This is a genomic window from Leptospira paudalimensis, assembly GCF_026151345.1.
GTDB classification, from domain to species: Bacteria; Spirochaetota; Leptospiria; order Leptospirales; family Leptospiraceae; genus Leptospira_A; species Leptospira_A paudalimensis.
In genome coordinates this window covers 503,846-530,230 of record NZ_JAMQPR010000001.1, presented here as the reverse complement: position 1 = coordinate 530,230, position 26,385 = coordinate 503,846, and the positions used below count along the sequence as shown (strand labels likewise).

The window sequence follows — 26,385 nt, the reverse complement described above, 5'->3', positions numbered from 1 at the left end:
AGGAAGTTCTCCCCCTTCCTCCGCACACAGTCACCTGCATACTACCGGTTCCATGATTCGCTAACGATTCATGCGGTAAAAACCAAAGTAATTTCAAAACCTAAGCGGTCAACACTGTTTTATAAAAAAGTTCGTAGTTCATGGGAATTATTTTTGTGAATGGCTGAGTGTTAGCGTGCGATAATGAGACATAATATCGATGCAATGTGACATAATTCGATTCATTCGGGCATGAAGCCTGAAGGAAACACATGGTGGTTGCGGGCAGGTTTACTGGAATGCAAGAATTCAATTAATGCGGGATAGGCGGACAAGAACGACAACTTTATGTTGTTAGCTGCTGATTGCAAAGAAAGATAAGGTGCGTTTGTCGCCTGACGGCAAAAAGGTGAACTTGTTGGAATTTATTTTTGGCAGAACCCGGATTCGTCTAGATGGATTTGCTGTTATGTGGTAAATGGAGCGTATTGGGTGGCGGGTGGATTACCCCACCCAGTTCGATACGGGCGGGGATCTATACCTTCCTACTCGCGTTTCCCTATCTTTTTCATGACAGTCACCAAACGACTGCCAAACGGAACGATTTCCACCTTCTCCCAACCAAGTCGAGCATACAGACTGACAGCAGTATCAGAAAACAAATATAGTTCAGAAAATCCCCTTAGTTTTGCCAAAAATTCCAGTTGTTCACAAAGTAATGCACCATACCCTTTTCGTCGCATCTCGGGAATTGTATATACTAAACCTAACCAGTGTTTATGAATATTAAACTTGGGCTGAAGGTCCAAAAGACCCACATGATGATAAATACCTCCTGTTGCAATTGGTAATGAATCAATCGTCATAACAATTTGTAACTGTGTTTCATCGCCCAGCACCGATTTTATCTTAGCTAAAGATTTATCTAAAGGAATTTTCCACTCTTCATAATACCAATTTGTTATGAGTGAAATTAATTCAATATCATGAGAGGATAGGATTTGGAACTCAACTTGGCTCACAAATTTAGATTTAACTCCTAATAAAGCATCACAATTTTATACATTGGATAAATTCATAAATTCAAGAAGATACTTAATTCATCTAGGCTTACTTTTAATAACGAAGATGGAATTGCATATAACTATACCCTTCCATTGCCGACTGACCATGGTTAGCAAATGCTGGGTTGATTGGCAAATAACCAATTTCGATTGTTTCCTTGTCCAAACCCAAATAGTAAAAGGTTGCAGCAGATACAAGCATAAGCCCCATCAAGATAACCATTGGTCCACCTACCAACTGTCTATCCCTACGATTTTCTGTTGGTAAAGTCCCCGCCATACGTTTTAAATTTTTTGCTTTTGACTCCGCATTATCGATCACTTGATTTTGCGTGTAATACCAAAAAAAGAATTCGTTTGGATTATTTTCGTAAAAGGATCTGATTGCAATCCCATTAGTTAAAGTTACTTGAGATCGTGCCCCAGAATATGCCTGTCTAGATGCATAGTTCAAATATGCATAACTTGCATAAAATAATAACGCACCATATAGAGAGTATGTCGTAAAATCTTTATAGGTGTGATCCAGAAATACATTTTGTTTGTTTTTATAATAAACTTCAGACTGTCCTTCTCGCATCTGCACATCTAAAGAAGTTTCCTCTTCTTCTTTTGCGTCAATAGACCGAAAAACATCGATATATCCTTCCTTTGATACTCGGAGTCGATTCATACCTGCAGGAATGGACAATCGTTGAATCGGTGTTTTTCCCAAATACTGAATCCCTAAGTAAACATCTGATTCTACATTTGAAGTTACTGAAATATAAGAACTACTCAACTTTAATGAAAGTTTGACATCACCTTCAAATTTTTTCCCTTTTTCAAGAATAACTTCAGACTTGTAAGGATGAAAACCTTCTTTAAAAATAAATAATGATCGTCTCCCGATCGGAAACTTTTTCTCCGCAAGTGGAGTTTTACCTAAATAAATTCCATCCAAATAAACAAGAGCGCCTTCTTCTCCATTTGCGGTCAAACTGAACGAAGTAGTCTCTTTTCCTTGCAATTTTTCTTTAATGGATTCACCAAGTGGCCCCATTTCTTGGTATGCTCGAATTACTGATGTTTGGTGTTCAAAGGGAATTGTTTTTCCTTCATAATCATCAAACAAATAAACTTTCGTACGCAAAGAATTCTCGATCACCTCGTAGGAGCCAATCAAAAGGTAATCACAACCATATTTTGACGCAGTTCCATATACCTCATCAACTCGCAATGGCTTTTTGTCCCACATCTGTTTGATCGTAATCTTTATATAACGGGGATCTTTTTCAGGAGAAACTTGTTTTTTTCCAATTCTTAAATCTTCTAAATCTTTTTCGTCGTTAATCTCTTTCTTTTTTCTTTTTACATTCGGAGACTCTGCATCAATTTTTTCCTGTAAAGTTGATACAGGATTTTCACCAAAAGAATGATAAATTATATTCTTTCTAGGATATTCTACATAAGTATATTCTAAATTTCTAAGTTCGGAAAGCAAAACGGAAGGAATCCCTTTCATTAGATATTCTTTTGTAACATCTTCCTTAATCGCAACAAATGGGAATATACAAAGATTTCTACTTGATTCAAAAGTAACTCCACCTTTGTAAGATTGACTAGGGAAATTATAATAGTCATCAATGGAAAATAATGGAAGAGTATTTCCAAGTAGTCCCAAAATGAGCAATGCAGCAGAAATTTTATGTTTCATGTTTTTGATTGCGGGACCCCAATGAATAAACCAAAGATAAAATAGCGATGATGGGAAGCAAAACGGAAAAAGGAGACTTATCGAAATAATCTTTTGAAAATGAGATTTGTTCCCCCAAGCCAGGACCTGTGTCCCCTACTGAAGTTTGGATACCCAAATAAGAAAATAGAGCGGTAGTCATAACGACTGTCGGTAATCCAGAAAAAAATAAAAACCGAAACATATTCCGAAGCGCAGGAAGATAATGCAGTACAATCAGATGATATGGCTTTGCACCGAAACAAAGTGATGCAGCTATGTATGGACTTGTTCGGATCTCTCTAATTTTAGCAGTTAATGATTCGTATACCACTGCCCAATCAGAGACTAAAATTGCGATCATAATTGATATTGGATTATTGGGAAGGATACTGATCACAATGAGTGCAGACAATAAAGAAGGAATGGCAAGTGAAACAGAAACGAAACCAGATAGAAAAAAATCAGATCGTTTTGGAAAAACCAAAGTTAACGTTGAGACCAAAAAAGAAAACAAAATCGTGATTATCCTTGCTGGGACAACGATGAGAATTGTCGACATCGATCCATAACAAAACAGAGCTAAATTATTCCTACCCAATCGATCTGTTCCAAACAAAAATCCATCTGAAAAGATTGGTAAATTATTATTGGTTAAATCTACATAAGAAGGAACCTGTAAACTTAATATCCCAAGAATAATAGTCCCAAAAAACAAAATACGAATTGTATTAAGGAGCATTTCGATACTCCCCAGAGAAATAATTCTGTAAATGGTATCCAAGTCGATTTAAACTATAAAATAAAATCCCTGAATACATGAGTAAAGTTGATAACAAGTAAGTATCCATGGATTTTATGGAGTAATATAACGACTTTCCAATTCCAGGAAAAAAGAAAATTTCTTCAACCACCATGGCACCCGACAACAAAGAACCAAAATCCAATACCAAAAGTATCAATGAAACAGGTAATACTTTTAGAAAAATTTCAACCCTTACAATATAACTCCAAGGATAAGATCGAGTTAAAAGTAATTGAATGTATTTAGATTTTGATTCTTTTATGACTTCAGGCAAAAGATACAATGACAATCTAGCAAAAATTCTAGAACCTAATGTTATACCTGGTAAAACAATGAAGTATGTGTTACCTGATTCATATCCGCCTGGAGGGAACCACTCTAGTTTATAAAAGAATACGATTAATAGAAATATTGCTACAATAAACACAGGCGTTGATAGTATAAAATTAGAGATTGTTTCAACGAATACATACAATCGATCGGATCGAAGATAAATTGTAAGTAAAGCCATTCCAAACGCAAATGTAGCACCAAATAAAATACTAAAAAGTGCTAAATGGGTAGTAGCAAAAAAACGATTTGAGATATGACCATAAACAGATTCACCGTTTTGCGTTTTGCCACCAGCTTCCAATAACAAACGTTTCCAAAATTCTAGATAAGAAGTTAAAATATTTTTTTTTGAAATATCAACATTTGAAATTCCAGAATCTGCATACAAATAGGATTTATCTTTTGTATGAAACTCTGATACAAAACTACTAATCATTGACAAAAGTAGAAGGAAATAAAGAAAACGGAAAACTTCCGACTTCACAGAGTTAACTTTTGGAAAGGAATGCCTTTTGGATTTCTTCGAAGTTTTTGGCTTTAATCAGTTTTTCCCTTTCCTCAGGGATGTTTAGAGTTTTTGCAATTAAAGCTAATGTCTTAATGTGATCCTGAAATTTGTTTTTAGGAACAATTAGCATGATAAAAATTTGAACGAGACCATGATCCAAAGCGTCAAAATCGATTCCGTTGGGTGCAATTGCCATTGCACATTTTAATTCATTTACATAATGAACGGAACAATGTGGAATCGCTACTCCACTTCCGATACCAGTAGACATTGATTTTTCTCGATTCATCAAAGAAGCAACGGTTTCCTCTTCATGAACTGCGTCTAATGTTTGTGTGGCGACCATATGCGAAATCATTTTCCGAATAGCATCTTCTTTCGTTGACGCTTTAAAGTCGAAAATGATATTTTTAGGATCCAGAATCTCCAGAAGTTGATTCATTTGGTATTACTTACTCCCACATTTCCAAACTCGACTTATTTTCCAAGAAAAACCCTTACAAATAGAGACTCTATCAGAAAAAAAACGACCACTACCCATATACCACTTATACCCAATTTTCCTACAAAAAAAGCAATTGGGAGTAAAATAAGGAAACTGACAATTGTCACATAAAAAGAACCATAAAAATTCCTTCCTGGCGCTAATTGAATGAAGAAGGCCAAAGAAGCATAGGACAAGTTCCAAGAATAACCGGTTAACCCAACACCAATTCCCCAAACAAAGAATAAAAGGAACCAAGCCAGAAAGAAACTAAGAAGTATGGTTCGGCGAAAAGAAACCCATGCAACACTTACCAACAAAAATATACCTAAACTTTCTGCGATTGATAGGAAGAATTTTGAATTTGAGGAACCATCTGAAATCCAAGGTAAAGATATGGGAAGTAAACTAGTTTCAATGGGTAAACCGACACTAGAAGCAAGTGTATATTCAGATCGAAGTTGATACCCCATGAGAGAAAAGGATGAATCAAATATATATAAAAACAAAATGACAAATATGAAAATTGGCAACCGTAAAGAATAATGTTGTATGAAGAAAAAGTGAGCCACAAAAGCAAATACCATAGATACTGATAATAAGATTGGGTTTAGCCATGTTGTTGGGATAATCAGTAAGATGATCAGTAATTGCGAAATCAGACCGATCCAATAAGGAGTTTGTTTATTGCGTATGCATACACCTAGATAAAAAAATGTGAGAATCGAAGCCAAAACAATTGGGAGGATCGGTAACGGCGTAACAAAAGCCAATGAATACCCTAAAAAAATAATGAGTGTTAAAAAATAAAATAGATCAGCAAAAATTTCTGATGATTTAATCCCCCAACTATTTTCGGAAAGAATATAAAGGTTTTTTAACATCATAAATTTAGTTTAAACAACCTCTTCGATTCTTTTTCGAATATCAATCCCTGCTGGGCAGTATACAGTACAAATTCCACAAGTAACACACTTATCTTTATCGAATTCCTCGATTTTTCCTTTAATCAATTGAAAGGGATTTGCCTGTGTTGGGCAATATTGGTTACATTCTAGGCAGTCGATACAACTAAATTCTTTCCTAACTGCCGGAAGTTTTTCATACAATGTAATCGAATAATGTTCATAAATATTAAAATAACCTAATGTATTTACATCCATTGGCTGAATTGCTTCAAAAACCGTATCAAAGGAAGCAATCTTATAACGTTTATCTAAATTCGCAGGGATAAAAGCCAAGGATTGTCCATTCGTCAAAAAAAATTGTCTAGGTTCTAAATCCATTCGACCTTTGCGATCTACCAAAAATACAGCTAAATGTCGTTTGGTGAATGGCTCGCCAAAATACAATTTACGTAATATATGATAAATTGTTTCTGCACCCAAATATAAAATCTCATTCGATTGAAGAGATTTTTTTGCCTTTTTGACATCCCATTGGAATTGTTTATGCAAAAAATATTCTGGAATACCATTAGGGTGTTCAAATTTTAATGTTGGGATCTCAAAAAAGTTTTTAACTTCTACTTTTGGAAATGTTGTTTTTAGCAATTCAATGAAACTGGAATAAGCTTCTTTCATTGAAGTTAAAATCATTTCTTCGAAATCTAGATGTTGGTATCTTGAAAAGGGAGATAATACAATTTGAAAGGAAGGATTGGATTTAAATTTTAAGAAATAATCCTTAAGTGGCATTTCATTGATATCAAGAGATGCCAAGGCACCTTCATCAAATGCATTTATGAGCGATGAAAAATCATAACTCTTAAATTGATAAATTGAACTGGTTGACCAAGAACCATCTTGTTTGATTTGAAAAAATTTTTGATCAGCAGTTAACGTTGCGACTCCATTTACAGGTGCGAGTACCTTCGTGCCGTTATGCGAGAGCATAACTTGGCCGTGAGTCACTCGAGTAGGATAGGAATCAGTAATTTCGCTGCCCGCAGGAACGGGGATCAGGAATTGACCCTGAATCGTCCGTTCTCTTTTATTTTCAGTTTTATGAAATTTACGAGCGAAGGCGCGAGGTAACCTGGGAAACAACACGCCAGTAATGATTTAAACGGCTTTCACCATGTAGATTTCGTCTTTGATTGGGAGCTCTTTTTTCAAGTTTTTGATGTAAGGTAAAATTTCTCCCATTTCTTCGTAGTATTCACAATTTGTTTGCATACGACGAGCGACGGTAAAGTATTTATAAAGTTTTTCTTCACCGGAACGTTTTGACCATTTCTTCTTGTTACATTTTACGCGAAGAATGTATTTATCTTGCTCCGATTCGTATTGGCGAACCACAACACAATGCAAACAGTTCGCGCAGTAGACTTTTTCACTCATGGATGACCCCTGGACCTAGGTTGAATTTACAGCTTTTTGGAAGGAAAGGTTTCGTCAAGTAAGTACCATCGCTCTTCCTTAAGCGACGGCACGAAGTTCCTTTTCTGCTTTAGTTGCTGGTTTGAATTTCCAGAACGACTCTGCCACAGAAAGATAGGAGACATAGAAAAATCCGATAGAATAGAGAACCATAAAACCGATCATATATGGTTTTCCGACCATGAAGGATAAATAAATGCAAAATACGCAATAAGCACCCATAAAGAATTCGAGGAAAGCTCGGTAATCCACAGGAACCACATATTTGATTTTGTCCTGTAAACTATCCCCTTCTTTTTCAATTCGGAGTTTAGGTGTGCGTTTGAATCCCGATTGGACACCAAAAACTGCTTCTACCCAGGCATAGGTGTTCATCACAGCTATACCAGTTCCGATCATCACAAGGATGGGAAGGTAAACCAATTTGGATTTCCAGTTTTTGTGAATTTCTCTTTGGGAATACGCGTAAAAAATAACAGGTCCCATGGAGCCAACCGAAAGAACCGCAGCCGATCCAAAAAGAATTTCCATTGGGAGGTCATCCATTTTAAATCCTGCCCAATATTCCATCAAAAGGAGAGGAGCTGTGAGAAGGATGTTGATGATCATCAGCGGATGAACTGAATAATTGATTAAGTGAGTGATCGCCTCACCTTTGATTTTCCAAGATTCTTTGGACTTCCAAATACGAGGGATGAGTTTAACTGCAGTTTGGATGGATCCTTTGCACCAACGAAATTGTTGAGCCTTATAAGCATTCATTGTTGCAGGGATTTCTGCCTTACAAACTACATCTTTGATGTAACGGAATCTCCAACCTTTGAGCTCAGCTCGGTAGGATAAGTCAAAGTCTTCTGTGAGGGTATCATGTTCCCATCCACCAGCATCTTCGATGCAAGAACGTCTCCAGATACCAGCAGTCCCGTTAAAGTTCATCCAAAGGCTGGAACCATTTCGTGCCACTTGTTCAATCATAAAGTGACCATCGATTCCAAAACTTTGCGCTTTGGTTAAAATATTATAAGTTTCGTTGATATGGCCCCAACGTGTTTGGACCATTCCGATGGATTCATCATCAAAGTATCCCATCGTACGGAGTAAAAAATCTGGATCTGGAGTAAAATCAGCATCAAAGATTGCGATATAATCCCCTTTTGCCTTTGCCATACCCTCATCCAAAGCACCAGCCTTGTGGCCTTTACGATTGGTTCTATGAACGTGTTCGATCCAGATTCCCTTTTTTTTGTACTGAGAAACAAGAGTCGCAACCTTTTCAATGGTTTCATCAGTAGAATCATCCAAAACTTGGATTTGGAGTTTTTTTGCAGGGTATTGTAAATTACAAGCGGACTCAATCAAACGATCGACCACATAAAATTCATTAAAAATAGGAAGTTGGACCGTTACCGTAGGTAGGTTTTTGTCCTTTAAAGAGAGGATTTTTGATTCATCCTCTGCACAGTTTTGTTTGTATCTGCTATACAAAAACACCATGAGGTAGGTGTGTAACCCAAAGTAGAACAGAACTAAAATATCGAAACCGTAAAGTACCAAAAAGGATATAGATAAAAACGTGAGCATAGTTATAGTCAAAATCGGCACATAGGGGGTTTTGGTCAAACATTTTGTGCACCGCCAAATAAAAATAGAATTTCTTTCGTTTGCGATCAAGGCCCATACCACAACATTGGTTGCAATTCTATGGATTCTCAATGGAAACGATTCTGGGAAACCGGCCTCTTCCCTTCACTCGAATTTAGCCTTAGCCTCTCGATAGGTTATGTTTTGTCTTTGTTCTTTTATGTTGCTGGGTCAGAATTATCTTTAATTGATAGGACAGACACTGCTTATCCCATCTTACAAGCGCTAATTGCTATTTTTTTTGCTGCTGGGTTTATTTACAGGAAATACAAACAAAACTTTCCATTTACCCTAAGTTTGACACTACTCACACTTGCAATCGGTCAAGTGATTTGGCTTTTATTAGGAAACACTTCTGAATTTTTAATCGATTATATCTTTTCCTTCGAATTAGTATTGATTGGTGGTATTTTATCCGCATTTTCAGTGGGTATTTATGGCGGATCTTTGCGTGACTTTAGGTTTTTGAGTTTTACTTTAGGAGTTACAGTATTTACTTTTTACTCCCTTTTTGAACCTAATCAAAATTATTCGATAAAAATACTTTTAGCTATCTTATACATACTATTGTCTTTTTATTTTTTTAGCACTTTATTCCAACAAAATCCTATCTCCAGTAAGTTTTATAAAATAAGATCAAAAATTGGGAAACACCCTTTATTTTCTCCTTTTTATCGATCAAGTTTATCCTTACTCATTGCTTATTGTATTCTCCATTTATATTTCCAACCAGGACCTAAAATACCTTTAATACTTTCTATCTCATTCTCAGTGACATTCGGAAGAGTATTATCACTATTAGGTGGATTAAAAAAGGAAACGAAAGCGGTATTTTTAATAGGAAGAGTTGCATTGTTGTTTGCATTTTTCTTCTTTATTTACCAATCTTATTGGAGTTCATTTTACATTGCACTCTGTATTATTGGAGGTACAATTGTTGGTTTTTTTAAACCTAACAAAACACCTTACAAAGAATATATGATGATTGGTATGGAAACAGGAATATACTTGGGTCTTTCCTTCCTTTTATATTTTTGGAATTTGCCGATGGGAATTCGCACACTTACTGCTATTTTATTCGTTCCCGTTTTGGTTTATCCTTATTTATTGCAAAAACATATTGTTAGATTACCTCGCATTCTAATGTTAGCTGGCGCAATTCTGATAGTGACATTTTTCTTTTCCCCTCCTACGATCCGAACTAATTCTCCATTTTCAAAAAAAGAGAACTTTGATCCGATCCCATTTGCCATCACAAACCTTAATTTTAATGAAGAAGAATATATTTTTTATAAATCAGTTTTACCTTTTCCTTCGAATCCTTTTTTACCAAAACGATCAGAAATCAAAGACAAAATTGTTGTATTAGGTTTGAGTTCAAACCAATCACAAATCATATCATATATTGAAAGGTTAAGTGAAGAAAATCATCCGTTTTTAATTATCACAACCAGAAACAAAACCAATCAATTCCATCATATCAATGCACTGTCATTACTTAGCAGAAAATCATATTGGAATTTTGATATATACTATCCAAATTATATGAGTCAAAAAATTAATTTTGCACCAACACTTCCCAATGATTGGAAATTAAAGTATTTTCATGAAAAACTTGATAATGCAACGTTCCAAGAAGTAGTGAATCAATTAGATTCTGTATTAAAGTATTCTTCAGGTGATTTGAGAAAAGACGCACTGGAAATCAAACATTTATATTATGAATCGTTTGCAACTTACGCAAAATTTTATCATAACATTGGCCAAAATAAATTAAGTTTAGATGCAATTGCTTATGCTAGGAAATTTGAATCACCAAAACCAGATTTACTTAGAATTGCATTTAATAGTTTAAAATTCACAACTCCAGAAGCGGAATACATTCCAATTCTCGAAGATTTGAGTATAGATTCGGAATTCCAAGAGTTTGCTTGGAATTCACTCATTCCTATGTTTGAGTCTTTGGGAGATTGGAACAATGCATTAAAAACAATGGGATTATTAGAAAAGTATTACAGAACAAATAATCAAATAGAACAAGCAAACGAACTTGAGCTAGCTAGAGTTAGGTTATACATCAACCAAGAGAACTGGAAAGAAGTAGAACCTATTATTTCTGCACGTTTAAGAGAAAATCCCAATTCTGTGATTTGGGAACGATTGAAAAATGAAGTAATCGAAAAAAAAGACTCATTTAGACGTATCAGTATACGACCAGATGCAAAAGAGGCAAGAATCCAATGATCCATTCTACATTACTCGGTATCCTCGCAGCAATTTTATCCGTTTTTGTTGCGATCTTAATTGAAGGTGCATCATTACGATCATTTTTCCATATCCCTGCCATGTTTCTTATCGTTGGTGGAACGTTAGGTGCTACCTTTGCATCTTTTTCTATTTCACAAATTTCAAAAGCCATTCGGGATACTCGCTTTGCATTGCAAAAACGGAGAGAAACAGATTTAAAACTTTTATTCTTTCGATTTTGGGAAAAAGCACGGAAAGATGGATTACTTTCTCTTGAAGATGAATCCAAAAAATTGGATAATCCATTTTTACAAAAAGGAATTCAATTGATAGTAGATGGATCTGATCCAAGAACGATTGAAGAAATCCTTTGGGAAGCACATGAAGAAAAAGAGAAAGAAGACTTAAAATCTGCAAGAGTATATGAAACAGCCGCTGGTTTTTCTCCTACGATTGGAATCATTGGAACCGTACTCGGGCTAGTCACGGTTCTAGAAAATTTGGATGGTGGAACAAAGGTGCTCGGCCAAGGAATTGCAACTGCTTTCATTGCAACATTTTATGGTATTTCCTTTGCAAACTTAATTTTATTACCTATTTCCAATCAATTAAAAGTAGTTGCAAAACGAGAAAGTAACGAACGTCAGGCGATCATGAGAGGGATTTTATCCTTACAATCAGGTGAAAATCGCAGAATTTTAGCAGAACGAATCGATCCTTTTGTCAACCAATCATGAGATACATTTAGTACTAGATAGGAACGATGCAAAATAATTGGTGGATTTTTTGGTCCCTAAAGTCTGGTGGTATCGACTCCGATGTACGATTCATACATAGATACCCTCTCTCCTTCCATTCCTCTTCTTCAACTTCCATTTTAAACTTACGGAAATTAGTTGAGAACCAAATTTCACCGTGATCGGTTAGAAACTTTGTTAGCAACAATAAAAGTATATTTCTGTGTTTCGTTTGCACATCCCATTCTTCGTACATTTTTTTACTATTTGAGAATGTTGGTGGATCAAGGAAAATTAAATCATACCTTTCTCGGTTAGTTTTTTTTGCTTCACCTTCTAACCATTGCAATATGTCAGCATTGATAATTTGATGATTCGGACCAGCAAAGCCATTTCGTTGTAAATTTTGATTGGCCCATTCACAATATGTTTTTGATAGATCTATACTTTTTGTCTTGATTGCACCACCTGACGCAGCGTATACGGAAAACGCACCTGTATATGAAAATAAATTGAGAACAGATTTATTTTGTGATTTTTCTTTTAACCATTTCCGCGTAATTCGATGGTCAAGAAACAAACCTGTGTCCAAATAATCAGAAAGATTGATTCGGAATTCTAAGTTAGCTTCCTTTACCCAATGATCATTCCCTTCAATTGCAATTTTTTCGTATTGATCAGTTCCTTTTTGTTTCCTACGACTTTTCAAAAAAAGAGTATCATCTGTTATCTGAAATACATTTTTCACAATTCCAGCAATTTGTGCAAATCTTGTCTCGTGGTCAGCTTCTGCTTGGAACCGTAACGAACTTTTATCATACAAAACAAATCCATTTGGATATCGATCCAATATACATGCAACTTGGGGTATGTCTTCCGAATAGATCCGATAGCATTCAATATTTTCTCGTTTCGCCCATTTTTCGCGCTCTTTTTTTAATTTGCGAAGGCGATTTTCAAACATTATGAGGGCACCTAATCCTTGTTCCGTCATGGTTAGTTCCTTATTTGGTGGGCTTTTTAGGTATACTTCCCCGCCCTACTCGAGACTGGGTGGGGTTATCCACCCGCCACCCAATAAGCTCCAAATAACATACCTACTGGAAAAGTCCTCTTAATTTCAATTTCTAAGATTTTTTTTTCAAAGAGGTTCATGTTTTTGATTGGTGATAGTTTCATCATTGAAAATCATGTCGGCTATATGTCCTCTAAAGATACTACTTTTGTTTATTGTGATGGAAGTTCCCGTGGGAATCCTGGTCCTGCTGCGATAGGAGTTTCCTTTCAAGATAATGATGGGAATGAATTTTTGTCCTTATCTGAAAAGATTGGAAATGCAACTAACAATATCGCAGAATGGAATGCTTTATTTCGAGGAATGGAAGAAGCAATCAAACAAAGTATAAAAAAGATAAAGTTTAGATTAGATTCGGAACTAGTCGTAAAACAAATGAAAGGTGAATACAAGGTAAAAAACAAAGATCTGTTAGTATTTAAAAATAAATGCGAAGAGCTCAAAAATTCATTTGATAATTTTGAAATTCAATATATACCACGCGAACAAAATGCACGAGCTGACCAACTTGCAAATCTTGCACAAGATAATAAGGGATGAAAACTCTACTACCTCAATTTGCCTTCATTCTACTTTCCTTTTGGATGGTATTAAGTTGTAAACCTTCTTATACAAAACAATTGGACAAAATATTAGAAGAGGGAACCATCTATCAGTCTGCCATATTTTGTGAACAAAATAAAATACATCTAAAGGAAAGAGAGTTAGTATGTATTGAGGTAACTAAAAAGGCAAAAGAGGAAATTGATTCCATCATCAATCGTAGATTAGACTTAGGAATTGCACCAGTTATCATTGAGAAATCCAAAGGAAAAGAAATTGAGGAATTCTTAAAAGTCCATACACAAATGGGGATTCGTTATTGGGAAATCTGGAAATCGAGTGTGATTTTAGAATAGACAATCTTCGCCATTTTGCGATAACCATTTTATATGGCTGGCGATCCTTCTCAAATTCTCAAAAAAATTGGACTCAAGGTTACGAAAAACAGAGAACAAGTTTTATCGATCTTACAAGGATCCACAAGACCACTCAACCACCAAGAAATCATGGAAAAACTCCCCAAAGAAGAATCTTGGGATCGAGTTACGATCTATCGTGCATTATCTGATCTAGAAGAAAAAAATTTACTCAACTCTCTGCATTCAGCTGATCGTGTGACTTATTTTGAATTGAAATCGGACGGCAATCATGTTGTATCACTTGCCCATGGCCATTTGATCTGTAATGTCTGCGGAAAAATCGAATGTATCGATGATCCATGGAATGGTATGCCTTCCTCAAAACAACTAAAAGGTTTTACGACAGAATCGGTTGAAATTGTTTTTCGAGGCAAATGTCGAAATTGCCAATAAACCTTTCTTCTTACATTCCAACCTTTCATAAAAATCATCTAGAGATCATAGACTCTACTTTAAAAAATTCAGGTTTTGAATGTTATTTGGTAGGTGGTTCAGTTCGAGATTTGGTAATGAAAAAAATTCCAAAGGAATACGATCTCACTACAAATGCAGAACCAAAACAAGTTAAGAAGTTATTCAGAACAGTTATTGATACTGGTATCGAACATGGTACAGTCACGATTGTCATTGATAAGGTAAATTATGAAGTTACAACGTATAGAATTGATAAAGATTATACGGATGGGAGAAGGCCTGGTCATGTTGAATTTGGTACAACGTTACATGAAGATTTAAAAAGAAGAGATTTTACAATGAATGCATTGGCATTCGATCTTAAATCTGAAGAATTAATTGATGATCATACTGGGTTAGTTGATATAGAAAATAAAACAATTCGAACAATTGGTAACCCTATCCAAAGATTTTCAGAAGATGGATTAAGGCCAATTAGAGCCCTTCGTTTTGCTAGCACACTAAACTTTGTCATTGATGAAGAAACAAAAAAAGCAATCCATCTAACAAAACACATCACTCAAAAAATTTCATTGGAACGATTCCAAGATGAAATACTAAAATCATTTGTAGGCGAAAATCCAGCAAAAATGATTCAATTGTTAGCAGAAGAAAATATTTTTCAGATTTTTCTTCCAACAATACCCAATGATCTTATACCCAACGAAACGATTCTTAATAGGCTCAATCAAATTCCAAATGAATTGGTTGGGTTCCAACTTGCCTTTGCTTTTTATTCGATTTTACCTAGCTTAACACTCAAAGAATTGGAAACCCATTTACGTACTCTAAAGTTTTCAGGACAAAACATAAAAGATACAATTTTGTTTTTTGATTTGTTGTTAAAATGGAATCAAATTACGAATACTAGTTCTCTCTCATCTTACACGATAAAAAAAGAATTCTTAGCGCCCGTTAAACGACATTTTTTAAATCGTTATGAATTGAATCGTAACTTTTACGAAAAATTAAAACCAATTTTTGGTGATCAAATCGAAACGATGATCACAATTTGGGAACAAAATCCGCCCTTATTACTTTCCGACTTGGCAATGAACGGCAACCAATTGAGTGAAAATTTTCCAAACTTACCTAAAACTAAATTTGGAGAGGTGTTAAACCAACTCTTGGACATCGTTTTACAAACGCCTAAAGAAAATGAATATCTAAGACTTATCCAACATACTGCTGATTTTATAAACAAATTGTCCAAATAATTCGAACAGAGGTAACGTACCTCCGGACGTTTTGTTCTCTTTTTAATCAAAATTTGCCTTTTTTTTCTGATTTTCTCCCCTGAATTCGAAACCTCTCATTTTTTATTCCAATTCCAACCTCATCAATTGCCAACCTGGTACACAACTTGCACATCAAGTTCACATAGGAGAAATGGCAAATGAGAAATAAATACACTCTATTAGCGACGATCGTTGCTACCTTATTTTCCCAGGCTTCCCTTTTTGCTCAGACAAAAAAGGACAAAGACAAGCCTTGGTATGAGTTGGTAAATTTTTCCGGATATGTGGACGTATACTATAACTATACATCAAATAACCGGCAAGGGGCAACCCAAGATACTGCAGGAACATTTCACACTTACAACAAACAATTTGCTGTAAACGCTGTGAAATTGTCTATGGAAAAGTTAGCGGATAAGGAAAGCCCTTGGGGATTTCGTTTGGATATGCAAAATGGACAGAACAACATGTACCAAGAGCGTCCTTACCAAACAACTAACTCTCTCCATAACATGCAATTGTTACAACAAGCATATGTTTCAGCTTATTTCCCGGTCTTAAAAGGATTAACCGTTGATGCTGGTAAGATGGCGACTCACATCGGACTAGAGTTACTTGATTCGAAAGACAACATTGCTTACACCATTGGTTACGTGTTCTTTAACACAATCCCCTTTATCCACACTGGTGCGAGAGCAAACCTTCAAATCAATGACCGTTTATCAACAGGTTTCTACCTATATAATAGTGCACAAGGAACAGGATACACAGGTAACGGACAACAATTTGGTTACGTAGGTGTGACTCCTTATGGTGATGCCGCTGGTGGATCAAGTCTCACAAGCACTCAACAACATGCGTATGCAGATGGTCCAAACCCTACAAGAGCAATTGGAACACAAGTGAAGTATGACGTTGTTCCTGATAAGTTTCAAGTTGTATGGAACACATTACAAGCAAACGACAATATCAAAGGTAGACAAGACAATAGTCTCTACTACTTAGAACAAGCGACTGGAACATCTTTTCCAAAACAATCTGCTTTCAAAACAGACCATTGGATGATCCAAAACTTGATCTTAATCTACAAGCCAACTGACAGATTGACTACAATCTTTGACTATACTTATGGTGAAAGAGCTGGTCAAACAAACACTGCAGCTTTTGGATATGAGCCAGGTGGGATCACAAAAAACAAGTTAGATGCAGCAATGCCAGGACTAGTACCAGATTTACCAACAGGTTTAACTGCTGCTGGACTCACTGCAGATACCAACCTTTCTCGTGAAAACAGAATCAAAAGGATTTACCAAACTTACCAAGTGCAAGCTAAGTATCAATTCACTGATACATTCGCTTTGGGTTTCCGTTTTGAGTATTTGGATGACAAACGTTACGGTGGATCTCTCGTAGTAAACCCTCCATTATTTGCTGTGACTCCTACAAACCGTTACGATCTTAAATTCCAAGATTCAATCGGAGCAAGAGCAACAAGTAACTATGGACAAATCAAAACTTTAACATTCACGCCTACTTTTGATCTCACTGAGAACCTCCAAGTAAAAGTGGATTTAAGAAGAGATTGGGGTCCTGGCCAACAATTCGTAGATACATCTGGAAGACCAGCGTCTCACCAAAACGGTATCATCGTTGGTATGGTAGCAAAATTCTAAGGAGATGAAAATGAATCAGAATAAAAAAACTTTGAAATCAAGTTTGATTGGAATCTCTTTAGCCCTTCTTTTAGCAACCAGCTTCGTTGGTTGCACAGAGTCAGGTGCTAAAAAAGAAGATGATCCAAGTGCACTACTTTACTTGGTAAACAACCGAACTAGCCTAAATGCAGTTCAACAAATTTGTTTAGGAACATACGTTGCAGCTAACTCTTGTGTAGGAGGAACTGAATTCTTCAACCCAGGAATCGGATGTTCCCTCACAAAATTGGAAGGTAAAACAACTGATGACCTAAATGCATTGAAAGAATGTGTGCTTAAAAAAGTGAACGATACAGTGCAACCTTGTAACTTACCACAATTCACTTACGCTCTTGCGCAACAAGCTCTGGCAGGTGCTTTTGCAGCATGTAACACTTCGTATACGACAACTGCCGGTGCAACGGTAGATTTGAAAGGATACCTAGTTTACTAAAAACTCACTTAAGTCAGGAGATCACACTCCTGACTATTTCCTTTACTTTAACTTTTCACTTTATAATACTTGATCGAAAGAAAAATGAACCAACATCACTTATGGTTTTTTATGTTCAACCTTCTCAACAAAGGACCTTCTGAAGATCACAGTGATTTCTTTATCTGGCGGAGATTCACCATCAAATTTACAAATTGGTCTCTTATAAATCCAATACTCTCTGTCCCCTCCCCTTTTGATTTCATCTGGCACTCCAATAAACTCTTTTACAAAATTACCGTTTTTACCAGGAAGTGTATCCTTGATTTCCTTACGTAATTTAAGACCAGCCAGTTGTTCTTTTGTCAACTTAGCAAGATCTTCCTCACGTTTTTCTTCATCTGTTTGGATATCTTTAACAGAGTTCGACATAAATTCTTTGCACTTTTGTTCATCTTGGAACGTTTTCATACAATTTTCAAAAAGGTTTTCTTGGTTTTTTACCAGTACCGTTTTTGCACATTGCAAAGAGACAAGTAGGATGGGAATGACTAGGGATTGTTTCATAAATCCTCCGTAGATCTTCTAAGAAATGAAATGAGTAAAATTTTGGAAATCATTAATCCTTTTGCAATGAAATGTTATAAAAAATCGTCTGAACCTTTAAAATGAGTTTATCACTAATGAGATTTCTGTCAAAAATTTCTATCCAAAGCCGATTATTGCTCTTTCCACTTCCGCTCATTGTTTCTTTAGTATTTATCTTATTTTTATTAGTCCAATCGCAAAACGAAACCCTTGAATTTTCTAGAAAAGAACAACTCGGACTAGTAACCATCCAACCAATATCAGCAACCTATCGAGAAGGTTTACGTAGATTAAAAATTGGGCAAGAGTCTACCAAAGAATTAATTCCCCACCTTCAAAATATCAAAAAACAAATCATAGAAACTGAAATCATTAGTATAGATGCCGATGAAGTTGTGAAACTTGAACAATATGCAAAAAAGGATTCTTTCGACCAAACTACGACTCTACAATTTTTGAATGATACACAAGAACTTTTGCTAAAAATTGGAGACCTTTCGAATTTAATCTTAGATCCGGAAGTTGATTCGTATTACCAAATGGAAATTGTCTTATTTCGTGTGCCGTCTATGTACCAAAACATTTCCCTATTAAAAGAAATGATTCGAGACGAATACTTAGGTTTAAACGCAAAATCAAAAACATTTTCGAGTGAAAGTCTTACCAAAGCCATCTTAACAATTAATGGAATTGAAGTAACATGTAGAGAAATTAGTAAATCGTATAAAAAATCCTTTGATGCCAATCAAAAATACAAAAAGGAATTGGAAGAAGTCAAAAAAAATGCAGAGAAAACCTGTTCCGACTACATAGTAGAACTTAAAAGCACTCTTTTACAAAATAAAATCAAGCCAACATCAGCTGATATTCTTTTTAACACGGTACACAAAGGTACTTCCATCGCTGGTACCATCCAAGGCAAATCAAATTTTCTTCTCGAACAAATTATAAGCGATCGTGTTCAATTGCTTACCTGGAAAAGAAATTTTAATATCATCTTAGTATTCATCTCCTTACTCATATCTACTGTTTTCGTTTATTTTATATTCAAAAGTGTCAATGATCCATTAAAAAAAGTGCTCATTAAAATTGATGAACTTTCAAGCGGTGAAGCAGACCTTACAAATAAATTACCTGACTTCGGAAACAATGAAATCGGTAAAATTACTTATTCCATCAATTTATTCTTAGAAAATCTAAATCAGATCATGAACCAATTAAAAATGTCTGTCAGCGAATCTGAAAAAGTATCTTCAAAATTAAAACAAGATGCCATTTCTGTTTCAGATAACGCAACATCGCTTGCTTCTGTGTCTGAAGAATCAGCAGCATCATTGGAAGAGTTGACTACTTCATTCGAAATTATGTTCGAATTCATCACAAATGAAACAAAAAATATAGTAAAAATTACGGAAGAAATGACAACGATCAAAAGTTCGATTGCAAATATTGAAAAGGCACTATTGCAATTAACTGAACTTTCCGATCAATCAACTTCACTTGCAAATTCAGGAAATAGATCGATACAAAATACCGATATGACAATGACTGAAATCCGATCTGTGACTAAAGAAATCACGGGGATAATTGATTTGATTACTGAAATTTCAGAAAGAACCAACTTACTTGCATTAAATGCTAGTATAGAAGCAGCGCGAGCTGGTGATGCAGGAATGGGATTTGCTGTAGTGGCAGAAGAAATTTCAAAATTAGCTGATAAAACACAATCTTCAGTGAAGAGTATTAAAAAATTAATCGATAAAAGTCATCTTGTAGTCAATGAAGGTTCCACTCATGTAATGGAAGCAGTGAGTGCACTCAGTGAAATTGTGGGTCAATCAAAACGCATGAATAATGCTGTAACACACCTTAAAGAAGAAATGACAACTCAATCCAAAAGTTTACTGAGTGTCACAAGTGAACTCAATGGCTTAGAAGAAATGGCGCGAACGATCGAATTATCGAGTAGAGAACAAAAAAAAGCATCAGAAGACATGGTTAATACCGTGAACACATTATCTGGAAGTGCTCAAGAACTCGCAAATAATTCAGAAGATTTGAACCAAGTAAGCCAAAAAATTGGGGACATAGCAACTAACATTGCCAAGATCACAAATACGTTTCGCACCCACTAATGAATGATTTTTTTAACTTTATCACCTAACGGATAGACGTTTTTTCTAGTTTTTGAATTTTGTTTGCTCAAAATTGTATGGATTCCCTGTTTGGTCATCATGGGATCCACTGCAACAAAAAGAGTCATCGATAAAGTAAAATTCTTAATTCTATTCTTTTCTATATTAACATTTGTTTGTGTTTCTAATTGCAAAGAATTCAAAAATGATACTGGTGAAAACAACCAATTTCAATATTTAATTTCAATACAATTTATTAACGATATTTCTTTTGCTTCCGATCTCCAACAAAGAGCCAAGAATCAAATTGGTTCTCTTCCTGATTTTCCCCCTGGTTCAGAAGAGGATACCGATGCAAAAATTAATTTAGGTAATAAGCTATTTCGTGATATTAATTTGTCTGCAAATCAAATCCAAGCTTGTGTTACCTGCCATCCTATAGATGGAAGATCAGCTGGTATGGATCGTCAATCCACACCGAGGGGTACATTTGGCCAACTTGGGAAAAGAAATACACCAACGATTTTAAATGTTGGCTATAGTTCTGTACTGTTTTGGGATGGTAGGAGAAATTCACTCTATGACCAAGCAATTGACCCATTTATCAATCCAATAGAAATGTCATTATCATCTGAATCCGAACTGATACAAAAAATCCAGAATGATCCCTCTTATAGCGAATATTTTGTAAGGGCCTTCCCATCAAACCCAAATATTAGTCTACACAATGTTAGATCATCTTTAGCGTCCTTTGAAAGAAGTTTAATTTCAAAATCAAAATTTGATGATTTTGTTATGGGTAATTTACTTATCTTCAATCGACAGGAACTGGAAGGACTGAATATTTTTTTAGAAGTTGGATGCACTAATTGCCATTCAGGATACCTATTAGGTGGTAATAATCTTTCAAAACTTGAATCTTCTTTTTTATACAATCCAAATGATTTTGGTAAGTTTGAAATTACAGGTAATTCGAATGATAGATATTTATTTAAAATTCCAAGCTTAAGAAATGTAACTTTAACTCAGCCATACTTCCATGACGGAAGTGTAACTTCCCTTAGAGTGACAATTGAAAGGATGAATGAGTACAAATTGAACAGGCGATTGTCAAGTTCAGAAATAGATTTGCTGATTGTGTTCTTAAAAACACTCTCTGATAAAACAAAATCAAATTAAATTTGTTGACGCATAATCATGCTAAGACAAATGTGACAATACCTTCAGGGAGGAAACAGGTGAGAATCCTGTGCTGACCCGCAACTGTAATACGGAAAATAGCTAATACCTTTTTCTGTTGAGCCAGATCTTCCCCGCAATGTTTTCTCGTGGATTGGGAACTTTGCACACTTATGCTCTTTATTTTCAATAGAGAGCATAAAGGGGCCCCGAAGGAAAATTCGGGGCACCCGTATGGAAAACAAAACTATTCGATTATTATCTTTAGATTTGGTATACACATGGTTACATTCATGTCGTAACAACTTTCCGTTTCGTGTTCCCCTAAATTTCAAAAAAGATTTAGGAGAATCTAAATGAAAACTTTAATTAAACTAACACTCGTGATGTTATTAGCACTGGTGATTTCAGCGTGTGCTGATACTGGCAAAGTAGACAAATCAGTTGCTGACAATAATCTAGCATTAGGTTTATTAAAAACCGTTGAGTCATCGTCAAGAGAAGCTGGGCAAATCGAAATTAGAGGTACATACTTACAAGCAAGTTGTTCTGCTGGCACTTGTAATACACCTGGCTCCAATACAGTTACAATCCAATCCAACTTTGGAACTACAACTGGATATTTATATGTAGATTATGTAAATGGAGCAGGAACTTCAACCTACCGTGTAAATGCAGAGATCGTAGAATTTAATAATACCGATCGAGTTTTGTATTACAAACCTAAAAATAGCGCAAATATTTCTGCACTCATATGGACGATTACAGATGCGAAAGAAATTTTAATTTGTGATGTATTTAATGGCAAACCAACGTTAGCTGAAACTAAAACTGACCTTAATTCAAGAAAAGCATCTGGAACAGTCTATACTACAAATCCAAAATCTGCAGGATGTAATGGTTCCTTTGCCTTCAATTTTCTAACGAGAACTTTTTAAGAATCAAAATTTTGCCTTCATTATAATATTGAATGAAGGCATATAGGAGAACCAACTTGGGAAACTACCAATTAAAATCAGTCCTATTTATATTCATATTTACCTTTCCTTTTTTACAATGTAAAGAAGAGGAAAATAAAAATGATCTCTTATTATCGTTACTTGCAATTCCGAAGGTAAATAATTCTTCTGCTATACCATGTCCACCAACATCTCTACCGACTGAAATCCCAATTGCAAATACAGTTGTCTCCGCTAATTCAACAGTCAGTGGATTTAATAATCCGGCCAAAGCGATCAATGGAATCTGTGGTGGCGGAGAGTTTTCAGGTTCATTAGATGTATATGCCTTAAATTTGACAGGAACTGGTGCTAGTTTGACTTTATCTTGGGCAGGAAAAACTGTTAAGAATGTAAGTGGTATCGATTTTATCGTCTACGAAAATCCATTCAGAGTATCAGAATCTAGCGATCGTTATGCTTTTGACCCAATGGTCGTACAAGTTTCTTTTAATGGAACCGAATACTGTGGATTTGATCTAAGCGGTTATAATCCGAGTGTATCTGATAGTAATAAAATATCATCTTGGCCTGGTTTTGCGGGACTTCGACCAGTGATTTACAATATGGCCACAAAACCCTTTACTTTAAATGAATTATTTACTCCAACAGGGAACGGATTTTTGTTAGGTGGTGGAGATGGCTTCAATTTAGATGATCTAATTGTTGGCGGACCAGGTGCCAACTGTGATTCATCTGCTCGATCAATGATTCAAACCAATGGATTTAAATATATAAAAATGATTTCCGCATCAGGTGTGACGAACCCAAACACAGGGAATGGTTACACCTATCCACATTCATATGACAATGGATCTGACATAGATGGTGTCATTGCAAAATATATAGAATAAGGGTATTTTCAATTTGAATCCTCAAGTAATCTAGTTTGAAACAAATTAGATTACTTGAGTTTTTTTTAGATATAACAATTGATTAATTTGAATGGAGTTAGAAACATCCAATCTCAATCATCTTAACGCTTGTTACGGCGACTAGACCTTCTCTCTGAACCGCCCCCAGAACTTGTGGTTGAGGAAACTTGTGGTTTAGTTTTATTGGATTTTAACTCATTGCCAAACATGTCCACTTCCGCTCTTTGTTCTTGGCCAATTTTTTTGTACTCTTTTGGTGAAGAATCATCCTGTTTTTTATCAGATTCAGTTACTTCAATTTTAAGCAAAAAAGAAACTACTTCGTTTTTAAGATTTTCCACCAATTGGTCAAACATCTTAAAACCTTGCAGTTTGTATTCGATGAGTGGATTTTTCTCACCATAACCAACAGTCCAAATTCCTTCTTTTAAATGGTCCATTGCATATAAATGTTCTTTCCATCTATGATCTAAAATATCAAGGAAAACATTCCTTTCAATCGATCTCCAAATATCATCTCCAATGGAAGAAACTTTAAAATCATAAAGTTCTTTCACTAATTTTGATACAACTTCAAATACTTTTAATTGTGGATTAGATTCTTTTTTGAAATCTTTTACTTCTATGGTATGCTCGATGCCTAAACTTTGTAACCACTCATTGAGAGACTCTATTTCCCAAGCATCAACATTATTACCTTCACAATATAGAATTACTTGGTTTTCCACCACTTCGTCAAAAAAATCAACGATGGTTTTGGACATATTTCCTTTGTCCAATAATTCGTTACGAATCCCATAGATATAAATTCTTTGGCGGTTCATGACATCATCATACTCTAACAAGTGTTTTCTGATATCAAAGTTGTGACCTTCGACTCGTTTTTGTGCCCTTGCAATTGCATTGGAGACCATACTGTGTTCCAATTCCTGGCCTTCAGGCATTTTTAAAGTATCCATGATACGTGCGATACGATCAGATCCAAAAATTCTCATCAAATCATCTTGTAACGATAAATAGAATCTTGAGGAACCTGGATCACCTTGTCGACCTGACCTTCCACGAAGCTGGTTATCAATCCTTCTTGATTCATGTCGTTCAGAACCAATGATATGAAGTCCACCTGCTCCAATTACAAAATCATGATCTACTTTCCATTTTTTTGCATCTGTCAATATTTTGAGACATTCTTTTTTGATCGTTTCATTTCGAACATCCCCGATTTTCCCTTCTGCTTCATCGAACTTTTGTTTGATGAGACATTCTCGAAAACTATAGATTACCTCTAATTCATTTTTGTTTTTGATTCCTAAAGAATCACATTTATCATCCAATTTTTCCAAATCATCTTTGTATTTAGGCGCACCACCTAGAACAATATCTGTTCCTCGACCTGCCATGTTGGTTGCAATTGTGATGGCTCCTGGTTTACCTGCGTTGGCTACAATTTCCGATTCTCTTTCGTGTTGTTTTGCGTTTAAAACATTGTGTTGGATTCCATGTGATAATAATAGTTTAGATAAAACTTCCGATTTTTCAATTGAAATTGTTCCAACTAATACCGGCTGTTTCCTTGAAACTTTTTCTTGGATGTCTTTTACGACTGCATCAAACTTTTCTCGTTCCGTTTTATAAACACGGTCAGGTAAATCTTGGCGTTGGATTTTTAAATTAGAAGGAATTACAATGACATCTAAGTTATAGATTTTTTTAAATTCCTCAGCTTCCGTATCAGCCGTTCCAGTCATACCGGCTAGTTTTTTATAAATACGGAAATAATTTTGGAATGTAATGGATGCTAATGTTTGCGATTCACGTGCAATGGGAACACCTTCTTTAGCTTCCAATGACTGATGTAATCCATCAGAGTAACGCCTTCCTTTCATAAGACGGCCCGTAAACTCATCAACAATGATCACTTCCCCATCTTGCACTACATAATCTTTGTCTTTAAAAAAGATTTTATGAGCTTTTAGAGCCTGTTGTACGTGGTGAACAAGTTCAATATTCTCTGCGTGGTAAAGGTTTTCCACTTCCAATAAGTTTTCCACATGATGAACACCAGCTTCTGACAAAATTACATTTTTTGCTTTTTCATCAATTTCGAAGTCTTCTCCTTCAATTAACTTAGGGATGATTTTATTAACCTTAAGATATTTGTCAGTGGATTCTTCTGCTGGACCTGAAATGATGAGTGGGGTTCTTGCTTCATCAATTAGGATTGAGTCAACCTCATCCACAATGGCAAAGTTATGTTGTCTTTGGACACGGTGTTCTTTGTAACTTACCATGTTATCACGCAAATAATCAAAACCAAATTCGTTGTTTGTTCCGTAAGTTATATCAGAATTATAGGCAACTTTACGTTCTTCGTGATCCATATCATGTTGAATGACACCAACAGATACTTTTAAAAATTCAAAAACAGGGCGCATCCAATTCGCATCCCGTTTCGCCAAATAGTCGTTAACTGTAACTACGTGAACCCCTTCACCTGAAAGTGAATTGAGATAAATAGGAAGTGTAGACGTTAAAGTTTTACCCTCACCAGTTTTCATCTCAGAAATATTGCCCCAATGTAAGGAAATACCACCCATCATCTGAACATCAAAATGGCGCATACCTAATGTACGATACGCAACTTCTCTTACAGTTGCGAATGCTTCTGGTAAAATATCATCTAGAGTTTCCCCGTTTGCCAATCTTTCTTTAAACTTAAGTGTTTGAGAGGAAAGTGTTTCATCGTCCATCGCTTTGATTGAAACTTCAAATGAATTGATTGCTTCTACGATTGGATTGAGCCTTTTTAAATCTCTTTCGTATTTGCTACCGAATAGTATAGTTAAGATTTTTTGAAACATG

24 protein-coding genes are annotated in these 26,385 nt (G+C 35.5%); 12 read left to right on the top strand and 12 right to left on the bottom strand.

Annotated elements, in window-relative coordinates; genetic code table 11:
• Window positions 1-524: 524 nt before the first annotated feature.
• The 9 genes from ND855_RS02475 to ND855_RS02435 all read right to left on the bottom strand — a co-directional run bounded on the left by ND855_RS02475 (window position 525) and on the right by ND855_RS02435 (window position 8,849).
• Window positions 525-1,001: a GNAT family N-acetyltransferase gene (locus ND855_RS02475; RefSeq protein WP_265357039.1), complete on the bottom strand. Its 477-nt coding sequence runs from the start codon at window positions 999-1,001 to the stop codon at window positions 525-527.
• A 94-nt stretch (window positions 1,002-1,095) separates the two neighbouring features.
• Complete coding sequence (locus ND855_RS02470; RefSeq protein ID WP_265357038.1) at window positions 1,096-2,739, bottom strand: PEGA domain-containing protein; 1,644 nt, start codon at window positions 2,737-2,739, stop codon at window positions 1,096-1,098.
• Window positions 2,729-3,499: an ABC transporter permease subunit gene (locus ND855_RS02465; protein ID WP_265357037.1), complete on the bottom strand. Its 771-nt coding sequence runs from the start codon at window positions 3,497-3,499 to the stop codon at window positions 2,729-2,731. Before ND855_RS02465 ends, ND855_RS02470 begins: the two co-directional genes overlap by 11 nt.
• A complete protein-coding gene (locus tag ND855_RS02460) occupies window positions 3,489-4,379 on the bottom strand; it encodes an ABC transporter permease subunit (RefSeq protein WP_265357036.1) in 891 nt (296 codons plus the stop codon). Before ND855_RS02460 ends, ND855_RS02465 begins: the two co-directional genes overlap by 11 nt.
• 4 nt (window positions 4,380-4,383) lie before the next feature.
• A complete protein-coding gene (locus tag ND855_RS02455) occupies window positions 4,384-4,845 on the bottom strand; it encodes a PTS sugar transporter subunit IIA (protein WP_265357035.1) in 462 nt (153 codons plus the stop codon).
• 35 nt (window positions 4,846-4,880) lie between these two features.
• The gene (locus ND855_RS02450; RefSeq protein WP_265357034.1) at window positions 4,881-5,774 is read right to left on the bottom strand and encodes a hypothetical protein; all 894 of its coding nucleotides are present in this window, start codon (window positions 5,772-5,774) and stop codon (window positions 4,881-4,883) included.
• A 9-nt stretch (window positions 5,775-5,783) separates the two neighbouring features.
• Window positions 5,784-6,782, bottom strand: a complete 999-nt coding sequence (locus ND855_RS02445; RefSeq protein ID WP_265357033.1) for an ATP-binding protein — start codon at window positions 6,780-6,782, stop codon at window positions 5,784-5,786.
• A 168-nt stretch (window positions 6,783-6,950) separates the two neighbouring features.
• Window positions 6,951-7,229: a hypothetical protein gene (locus ND855_RS02440; protein WP_002973362.1), complete on the bottom strand. Its 279-nt coding sequence runs from the start codon at window positions 7,227-7,229 to the stop codon at window positions 6,951-6,953.
• Window positions 7,230-7,307: 78 nt separating this feature from the next.
• Window positions 7,308-8,849 carry a cellulose synthase family protein gene (locus ND855_RS02435; protein WP_265357032.1) on the bottom strand — a complete coding sequence of 514 codons (1,542 nt, stop codon included), beginning with the start codon at window positions 8,847-8,849 and terminating at the stop codon, window positions 7,308-7,310.
• 120 nt (window positions 8,850-8,969) lie between these two features.
• Here ND855_RS02435 and ND855_RS02430 point away from each other — a divergent pair, with 120 nt between their 5' ends.
• Together ND855_RS02430 and ND855_RS02425 are read left to right on the top strand one after the other, a co-directional pair.
• On the top strand, window positions 8,970-11,153 hold the full coding sequence (locus ND855_RS02430) for a hypothetical protein (RefSeq protein WP_265357031.1): 2,184 nt from the start codon (window positions 8,970-8,972) through the stop codon (window positions 11,151-11,153).
• Window positions 11,150-11,893, top strand: coding sequence for a motility protein A (locus ND855_RS02425; protein ID WP_265357030.1), 744 nt, complete (start codon window positions 11,150-11,152; stop codon window positions 11,891-11,893). The genes ND855_RS02430 and ND855_RS02425 overlap by 4 nt, the downstream gene beginning before the upstream one ends.
• 13 nt (window positions 11,894-11,906) lie before the next feature.
• Here the strand turns inward: ND855_RS02425 and ND855_RS02420 are convergent, their stop codons facing one another.
• Window positions 11,907-12,887 carry a class I SAM-dependent methyltransferase gene (locus ND855_RS02420; protein WP_265357029.1) on the bottom strand — a complete coding sequence of 327 codons (981 nt, stop codon included), beginning with the start codon at window positions 12,885-12,887 and terminating at the stop codon, window positions 11,907-11,909.
• A 207-nt stretch (window positions 12,888-13,094) separates the two neighbouring features.
• On the opposite strand from ND855_RS02420, the gene ND855_RS02415 reads away from it, so the two are divergent.
• From ND855_RS02415 to ND855_RS02390, 6 genes are all read left to right on the top strand, one after another.
• Complete coding sequence (locus ND855_RS02415) at window positions 13,095-13,508, top strand: ribonuclease HI family protein (protein WP_100720127.1); 414 nt, start codon at window positions 13,095-13,097, stop codon at window positions 13,506-13,508.
• Window positions 13,505-13,867, top strand: a complete 363-nt coding sequence (locus tag ND855_RS02410) for a hypothetical protein (RefSeq protein WP_265357028.1) — start codon at window positions 13,505-13,507, stop codon at window positions 13,865-13,867. The genes ND855_RS02415 and ND855_RS02410 overlap by 4 nt, the downstream gene beginning before the upstream one ends.
• A gap of 33 nt (window positions 13,868-13,900) precedes the next feature.
• Window positions 13,901-14,323, top strand: coding sequence for a Fur family transcriptional regulator (locus ND855_RS02405; protein ID WP_135595003.1), 423 nt, complete (start codon window positions 13,901-13,903; stop codon window positions 14,321-14,323).
• Window positions 14,314-15,600: a CCA tRNA nucleotidyltransferase gene (locus tag ND855_RS02400; protein ID WP_265357027.1), complete on the top strand. Its 1,287-nt coding sequence runs from the start codon at window positions 14,314-14,316 to the stop codon at window positions 15,598-15,600. Before ND855_RS02405 ends, ND855_RS02400 begins: the two co-directional genes overlap by 10 nt.
• A gap of 179 nt (window positions 15,601-15,779) precedes the next feature.
• Window positions 15,780-17,294, top strand: a complete 1,515-nt coding sequence (locus ND855_RS02395; RefSeq protein ID WP_265357026.1) for an outer membrane beta-barrel protein — start codon at window positions 15,780-15,782, stop codon at window positions 17,292-17,294.
• A gap of 4 nt (window positions 17,295-17,298) precedes the next feature.
• On the top strand, window positions 17,299-17,769 hold the full coding sequence (locus tag ND855_RS02390) for a cytochrome c family protein (RefSeq protein WP_407658695.1): 471 nt from the start codon (window positions 17,299-17,301) through the stop codon (window positions 17,767-17,769).
• Between the two features lie 99 nt (window positions 17,770-17,868).
• On the opposite strand, the gene ND855_RS02385 is transcribed toward ND855_RS02390, so the two are convergent.
• Complete coding sequence (locus ND855_RS02385; RefSeq protein WP_265357024.1) at window positions 17,869-18,315, bottom strand: hypothetical protein; 447 nt, start codon at window positions 18,313-18,315, stop codon at window positions 17,869-17,871.
• A gap of 116 nt (window positions 18,316-18,431) precedes the next feature.
• On the opposite strand from ND855_RS02385, the gene ND855_RS02380 reads away from it, so the two are divergent.
• The 4 genes from ND855_RS02380 to ND855_RS02365 all read left to right on the top strand — a co-directional run bounded on the left by ND855_RS02380 (window position 18,432) and on the right by ND855_RS02365 (window position 23,502).
• Window positions 18,432-20,471 carry a methyl-accepting chemotaxis protein gene (locus tag ND855_RS02380; RefSeq protein WP_265357023.1) on the top strand — a complete coding sequence of 680 codons (2,040 nt, stop codon included), beginning with the start codon at window positions 18,432-18,434 and terminating at the stop codon, window positions 20,469-20,471.
• Window positions 20,472-20,534: 63 nt separating this feature from the next.
• Window positions 20,535-21,650, top strand: a complete 1,116-nt coding sequence (locus ND855_RS02375; RefSeq protein WP_265357022.1) for a cytochrome-c peroxidase — start codon at window positions 20,535-20,537, stop codon at window positions 21,648-21,650.
• A 356-nt stretch (window positions 21,651-22,006) separates the two neighbouring features.
• Window positions 22,007-22,588 carry a hypothetical protein gene (locus tag ND855_RS02370; protein ID WP_265357021.1) on the top strand — a complete coding sequence of 194 codons (582 nt, stop codon included), beginning with the start codon at window positions 22,007-22,009 and terminating at the stop codon, window positions 22,586-22,588.
• A 56-nt stretch (window positions 22,589-22,644) separates the two neighbouring features.
• Window positions 22,645-23,502, top strand: coding sequence for an LIC_13355 family lipoprotein (locus ND855_RS02365; protein WP_265357020.1), 858 nt, complete (start codon window positions 22,645-22,647; stop codon window positions 23,500-23,502).
• 122 nt (window positions 23,503-23,624) lie between these two features.
• Here the strand turns inward: ND855_RS02365 and secA are convergent, their stop codons facing one another.
• Window positions 23,625-26,384: a preprotein translocase subunit SecA gene (gene secA / locus ND855_RS02360; RefSeq protein WP_265357019.1), complete on the bottom strand. Its 2,760-nt coding sequence runs from the start codon at window positions 26,382-26,384 to the stop codon at window positions 23,625-23,627.
• Window position 26,385: the final 1 nt, after the last annotated feature.

Coding starts and splice junctions, on each gene's coding strand:
- ND855_RS02470 (WP_265357038.1), bottom strand. CDS start 2,739: ATGAAACATAAAATTTCTGCTGCATTGCTCATTTTGGGACTACTTGGA.
- ND855_RS02465 (WP_265357037.1), bottom strand. CDS start 3,499: ATGCTCCTTAATACAATTCGTATTTTGTTTTTTGGGACTATTATTCTT.
- ND855_RS02455 (WP_265357035.1), bottom strand. CDS start 4,845: ATGAATCAACTTCTGGAGATTCTGGATCCTAAAAATATCATTTTCGAC.
- ND855_RS02450 (WP_265357034.1), bottom strand. CDS start 5,774: ATGATGTTAAAAAACCTTTATATTCTTTCCGAAAATAGTTGGGGGATT.
- ND855_RS02445 (WP_265357033.1), bottom strand. CDS start 6,782: ATGCTCTCGCATAACGGCACGAAGGTACTCGCACCTGTAAATGGAGTC.
- ND855_RS02440 (WP_002973362.1), bottom strand. CDS start 7,229: ATGAGTGAAAAAGTCTACTGCGCGAACTGTTTGCATTGTGTTGTGGTT.
- ND855_RS02435 (WP_265357032.1), bottom strand. CDS start 8,849: ATGCTCACGTTTTTATCTATATCCTTTTTGGTACTTTACGGTTTCGAT.
- ND855_RS02430 (WP_265357031.1), top strand. CDS start 8,970: ATGGATTCTCAATGGAAACGATTCTGGGAAACCGGCCTCTTCCCTTCA.
- ND855_RS02425 (WP_265357030.1), top strand. CDS start 11,150: ATGATCCATTCTACATTACTCGGTATCCTCGCAGCAATTTTATCCGTT.
- ND855_RS02420 (WP_265357029.1), bottom strand. CDS start 12,887: ATGACGGAACAAGGATTAGGTGCCCTCATAATGTTTGAAAATCGCCTT.
- ND855_RS02415 (WP_100720127.1), top strand. CDS start 13,095: ATGTCCTCTAAAGATACTACTTTTGTTTATTGTGATGGAAGTTCCCGT.
- ND855_RS02410 (WP_265357028.1), top strand. CDS start 13,505: ATGAAAACTCTACTACCTCAATTTGCCTTCATTCTACTTTCCTTTTGG.
- ND855_RS02405 (WP_135595003.1), top strand. CDS start 13,901: ATGGCTGGCGATCCTTCTCAAATTCTCAAAAAAATTGGACTCAAGGTT.
- ND855_RS02395 (WP_265357026.1), top strand. CDS start 15,780: ATGAGAAATAAATACACTCTATTAGCGACGATCGTTGCTACCTTATTT.
- ND855_RS02390 (WP_407658695.1), top strand. CDS start 17,299: ATGAAAATGAATCAGAATAAAAAAACTTTGAAATCAAGTTTGATTGGA.
- ND855_RS02385 (WP_265357024.1), bottom strand. CDS start 18,315: ATGAAACAATCCCTAGTCATTCCCATCCTACTTGTCTCTTTGCAATGT.
- ND855_RS02380 (WP_265357023.1), top strand. CDS start 18,432: ATGAGATTTCTGTCAAAAATTTCTATCCAAAGCCGATTATTGCTCTTT.
- ND855_RS02370 (WP_265357021.1), top strand. CDS start 22,007: ATGAAAACTTTAATTAAACTAACACTCGTGATGTTATTAGCACTGGTG.
- secA (WP_265357019.1), bottom strand. CDS start 26,384: ATGTTTCAAAAAATCTTAACTATACTATTCGGTAGCAAATACGAAAGA.